At 63.2% G+C, this 4,618-nt stretch carries 5 protein-coding genes and 1 tRNA gene; 3 read left to right on the top strand and 3 right to left on the bottom strand.

The genetic code is table 11. From position 1 onward, the window contains the following. A partial coding sequence (locus EN750_RS19700) for a helix-turn-helix domain-containing protein (RefSeq protein ID WP_145967780.1) occupies window positions 1-372 on the bottom strand: 372 nt, incomplete at its 3' end. A 90-nt stretch (window positions 373-462) separates the two neighbouring features. Here EN750_RS19700 and EN750_RS19695 point away from each other — a divergent pair. Next, window positions 463-1,389, top strand: coding sequence for an NADP-dependent oxidoreductase (locus EN750_RS19695; RefSeq protein WP_127397395.1), 927 nt, complete (start codon window positions 463-465; stop codon window positions 1,387-1,389). Window positions 1,390-1,452: 63 nt separating this feature from the next. Here EN750_RS19695 and EN750_RS19690 read toward each other — a convergent pair whose 3' ends face one another. After that, window positions 1,453-1,728, bottom strand: coding sequence for a DUF1153 domain-containing protein (locus tag EN750_RS19690; protein WP_013529904.1), 276 nt, complete (start codon window positions 1,726-1,728; stop codon window positions 1,453-1,455). Between the two features lie 288 nt (window positions 1,729-2,016). Between EN750_RS19690 and mnmA the strand changes: the two genes are divergently transcribed. Next, window positions 2,017-3,207 (top strand): tRNA 2-thiouridine(34) synthase MnmA, encoded by a 1,191-nt coding sequence (gene mnmA / locus EN750_RS19685; protein ID WP_127317831.1) that lies wholly within the window; start codon window positions 2,017-2,019, stop codon window positions 3,205-3,207. Between the two features lie 28 nt (window positions 3,208-3,235). Here the strand turns inward: mnmA and EN750_RS19680 are convergent, their stop codons facing one another. Next, complete coding sequence (locus EN750_RS19680; RefSeq protein ID WP_127317829.1) at window positions 3,236-4,201, bottom strand: Gfo/Idh/MocA family oxidoreductase; 966 nt, start codon at window positions 4,199-4,201, stop codon at window positions 3,236-3,238. Between the two features lie 240 nt (window positions 4,202-4,441). On the opposite strand from EN750_RS19680, the gene EN750_RS19675 reads away from it, so the two are divergent. Next, a tRNA-Met gene (locus EN750_RS19675) sits at window positions 4,442-4,518 on the top strand. Window positions 4,519-4,618: the final 100 nt, after the last annotated feature.

The raw sequence follows: 4,618 nt of genomic DNA, 5'->3' as shown, positions 1-4,618 counted from the left end.
GGCAATTGCCCTTGCACGGGCATCCTTGATATCCGGCGCATGCTGCTCCGCCCATGACCTGATCTGGGTAAGCAGCCCCGCCAGGTTCTGGCCGAGCTCGGTCAATTCATATTCGACGCGCGGCGGAATGACCGGGAAGATCTCGCGCCGCACCAGGCCGTCGCGCTCGAGCACCCGCAGCGTCTGCGTCAGCATCTTCGGCGTGATGCCCTCGAGCTTCCGGGCAAGCTCGCCATTGCGCAGCCGGCCTTTACGCAGCGCGCAAACCACCAGATACACCCATTTGCTGGCCAGCATCTCCAGCACGGTGTGCGAAGGGCACGTTCGCCGGAACGCGTCATAGCCGAAACCGCAATCATCTTCACTATCCATGAGGTGCGTATATATCAGGAAGGTACATACTGGACAAGGGACTATTACTATCCAAATGATAGTGGCAGCAACCGAGCAGGAGACACCTCAATGCGTGCCGTTATCCAGAATTCCGTCGGCGGACCCGACGTCCTTGTCATCGCCGATCAGCCGGATCCCACGCCAGAGGCCGGCGAAGTGCTGGTTCGCGTCAAAGCCGCGGGCATCAATCCGGTCGATGGCGCCGTCCGTGCCGGCTACTACCCCTTGCTCGGCGAGCCGCCCTTCATCCTGGGTTGGGATATCTCGGGAACTGTCGAAGCACTCGGCGCCGGCGTCACCGGCCTCAAGATCGGCGACGAGGTGTTCGGCATGCCTCGCTTCCCCAAGCAAGCGGCGGCCTATGCCGAGCTGGCTGCCGTACCTGCCGATCAAATCGCACTGAAGCCGAAGGGCGCGGACCACCTCCAGACAGGCGCCTTGCCGCTGGCCGGCCTCACCGCCTGGCAAGGGCTTGTTCGCCACGGCCGACTGAAATCGGATCAGCGCGTATTGGTGCATGCGGGAGCCGGCGGCGTCGGTCATCTGGCGGTGCAGATCGCCAAGGCGCGCGGCGCCTACGTTGTCGCCACGGTCAGCCCGGGCAAGCTCGATTTCGTCCGCGAACTCGGCGCCGACGAGGTCATCGACTACACCAGGGGCGATTTCACCGATCAGGTTCGCGACATCGATCTGGTGCTGGATCCAATGGGCGGCGACCATGCCGAACGCTCGCTGAAGGTGCTCAGGCGTGGCGGCGTTTTGGTGTCATTGCTCGATGTCAGCGACAACACCAGGACCCAGGCCGGCGCGCGAGACATTCGGGTCGAGCGTATGTCCGTCGTTCCCGACAGGGAGGGCCTGGTGGAACTGGCTCGGTTGATCGATGCCAACAAGCTCGCCGTCCATGTGGCGAAGAGCTTCCCGCTGGACCAGGCGGGGGCCGCTCACGCCTTCCTCGCCACCAAGCCGATCGGCAAGGTTGTGCTATCGCTCTGAGCGGGAACGGTGAAAACAGAAGGGCGCGAGGTTAGCCGCGCCCTTCGTCTAAATTCGCAATGGTCAGTGCCGGTATTGCTGGATGCGTGTCGTGCGCAGCCCGGCAAGGCCATATTCGTCGATCGACGCCTGCCAGGACAGGAATTCCTCGGTGGTGAGCTTGTAGCGTTGGCATGCCTCGTCCAGGCTCAAAAGCCCGCCGCGCACGGCCGCAACCACTTCCGCCTTACGCCGGATAACCCAGCGACGTGTATTGGTCGGCGGCAGATCGGCAATCGTAAGAGGGCTGCCGTCAGGCCCGATAACATATTTGACTCTCGGTCTAACCAGATCGGTCATCGTACTCTCTACAAAAAACTAAAAGACCCAATCCCCGCCACGTTACCGCCACAGCTTTAAAAATTGCCTAAGCAGACCCTAATGACTAGGTAAGGATCATGAACGCCGCGTTAGTCTTTTCGCCGGCATTTGAAACATCTGCCCGCAAACGCTGATTTGCCGGGGAAAATGCATCCCTTGGCGAAGATCGGCCGCAACCGGTGAATCGCCCTGCACGCTGGCGCGCCGGTAAAGCTTGACCTATATTCTCGACATTGGCATTGAGGCGCCGCGCAGAACGAAAGCATCATGAACAGTCTCGATCTTCCCGGACGTCCCGAAAACACCCGCATCGTCGTCGCCATGTCGGGCGGCGTCGATTCCTCTGTCGTCGCAGGCCTGCTGAAACGCGAGGGCTACGACGTCGTCGGCGTCACCTTGCAGCTCTACGACCACGGCGCGGCGACGCACCGGGCCGGCTCATGCTGCGCCGGGCAGGACATCGACGATGCCCGCCGTGTCTCCGAGACGCTCGGCATCCCCCATTATGTGCTCGACTACGAGGAACGCTTCCGCAAGGCGGTCATCGATCCCTTCGCCGAGAGCTATGTCGCCGGCGAGACGCCGATCCCGTGCGTTTCCTGCAACCAGACGGTGAAATTCGCCGACCTGCTAGCCACCGCCAAGGAGCTCGGCGCCGACGCGCTGGCCACCGGCCACTACATCCGTTCCGGCGCCAATGGCGCCCACCGCGCGCTCTACAGGCCGGTCGACGCCGACCGTGACCAGAGCTATTTCCTGTTCGCCACCACGCAGGCGCAGATCGATTATCTGCGCTTTCCCCTCGGCGGCCTCTCGAAGCCTCAGGTTCGCGCCATCGCCGAGGAGATGGGGCTGGCGGTTGCGGCCAAGCAGGACAGCCAGGACATCTGCTTCGTGCCGCAGGGCAAGTATTCCGACATCATCGCCAAGCTGAAGCCAACCGCGGCCAATCCGGGCGACATCGTCCACATCGACGGCCGCGTGCTCGGCCGCCATGAAGGCATCCTGCGCTACACGATCGGCCAGCGCCGTGGCATCGGCATCGCTTCCGGCGAGCCGCTTTACGTCGTCCACCTCGATGCCGACCGCGCTCGCGTCGTGGTTGGCCCGCGCGAGGCGCTGGAGACGCACAAGATCTATCTGCGCAATATGAACTGGCTGGGCGACGGACCGCTCACAGACGTCCCTGCAGGCGGGCTGGAGCTGTTCGCCAAGGTCCGCTCGACGCGGCCGCCGCGCCCGGCCGTGCTGCATCATCGTGCCGGTGCCACATGGGTGGAACTGGTCGACGGCGAATCCGGCATCGCGCCGGGCCAGGCCTGCGTGCTCTACTCCGATGACGGCAACGAAGCTCGCGTGTTCGGCGGCGGCTTCATCGAGCGTTCGGAGCGTGGCGCCGAGGCCGAGGCGATGCTGACCCGGCTTGCCGCCAGGCCGGCCCAGATACCTGCCGAATAAGATACCTGCCGAATAAATAATCCGCGCTTCAGGAATTCGACTTGGTGTGGGTGACCGTGCCGGCGGTCAGGATGCGCAGCACCCTGATCGCTTCCTCGCCGCTGGTGCGCGGCTCGGCACGCGTCTCGATGCACTGGATGAAATGCTCCAGCTCGCGTGTCAGCGGCATGCCCTGGGCAACCGCGACATAGGATGGCTCATTGGTGGTGAAGGCCCATTGGCCGCTGTCCTGCCACACTGCATGGCGGTAGACGGCAAGCTTGCGTTCCCATGGCTCGACATCGTCGAACACCGCCATCGCCTTGGTGCCGACCACGGTCAGCCGCCGCTCCCGATAGGGATTGAGACGCGAGGTGAAGAGATGGCTGCGCAGGCCGTTGGGGAAGCGCATGTGCAGATGCGCGAAGTCGCTGAGATTGTCGAGCAGGGCGGCCCCCTCGCCGCGCACCTCGATCGGCTCTGTGCCGGTGATCGCCAGGATCATCGACAGATCGTGCGGCGCCAGGTCCCACAGCGCGTCGTTCTCTGTGTGGAACTTGCCGAGGCCGAGCCGGTGCGAGTGGATGTAGCGGACTTCGCCGAGCTCGCCCTTGTCGATCAGCCCTTTCAGCGTCTCGAAGGCAGGGTGGAACCGCAGGACATGGCCGACCATGAAGACGCGGCCATTGTCCTTGGCCGCCTGCACCGCACGCTCGGCATCCGCCACAGTCAGAGCGATCGGCTTTTCCACCAGCACGTCCTTGCCGGCCGCCACGGCACGCACGGCAAGGTCGGCATGGAATTGCGGCGGCAGCGCCATGACGATGGCGTCGATATCGTCACGCACGAACAACTGGTCCGGCTCGATCGCCAGGCAGTCCTGCTCGCTGGCGAAGCCTTCTGCGCGGGCCCGGTTGGTGTCGGAGACCGCGTACAGCGCGCCGAGCGCCTTGAGAGTGCGGATGTGGTTGCTGCCCCAGTATCCGCAACCGAGGACTGCTATGCGCGGCTTCATCTGTTTCAAACTCTAAAAACTCGTGGCCGAGACATAGCGACGTGCCCCTTCGAACTCAACCCCGGCGGCGGCAACCAAATGTCCGCGCGGCAAAGCTTTTCGATAATGACGATAAGCCGGCAAGCCGGTTGCTTCGAAGCTTGACAGGCTCACCCTCCCAACCTTATATCCGCGCGACCTTGGCGAACGCCCCCGACATGCCTTTCGATTTGAGGCGGATTTCGGGCCTTTCGCCGCCCTGGCGGGGTAGCTCAGTTGGTTAGAGCACGGGAATCATAATCCTGGGGTCGGGGGTTCAAGTCCCTCTCCCGCTACCAGCCCTCTTAAAGACGGCAAAAAGATCAATAAAATCGATGGGGCCTATGCCGGTGCGTCCGAACGCATCCTTGATGTGGAGTCATTTGCGATGGTGAAGGA

Origin of the sequence: Mesorhizobium sp. M7A.F.Ca.ET.027.03.2.1, from assembly GCF_003999175.1 — a bacterium.
Lineage (GTDB): Bacteria > Pseudomonadota > Alphaproteobacteria > Rhizobiales > Rhizobiaceae > Mesorhizobium.
The sequence above is the reverse complement of the archived record's forward strand: the minus strand, read 5'-3'. Positions and strand labels throughout refer to the sequence as shown.

Bases quoted from the DNA above. Each gene is read 5' to 3' on its own strand.
- EN750_RS19695 (WP_127397395.1), top strand. From the start codon at position 463: ATGCGTGCCGTTATCCAGAATTCCGTCGGCGGACCCGACGTCCTTGTC.
- EN750_RS19690 (WP_013529904.1), bottom strand. From the start codon at position 1,728: ATGACCGATCTGGTTAGACCGAGAGTCAAATATGTTATCGGGCCTGAC.
- mnmA (WP_127317831.1), top strand. From the start codon at position 2,017: ATGAACAGTCTCGATCTTCCCGGACGTCCCGAAAACACCCGCATCGTC.
- EN750_RS19680 (WP_127317829.1), bottom strand. From the start codon at position 4,201: ATGAAGCCGCGCATAGCAGTCCTCGGTTGCGGATACTGGGGCAGCAAC.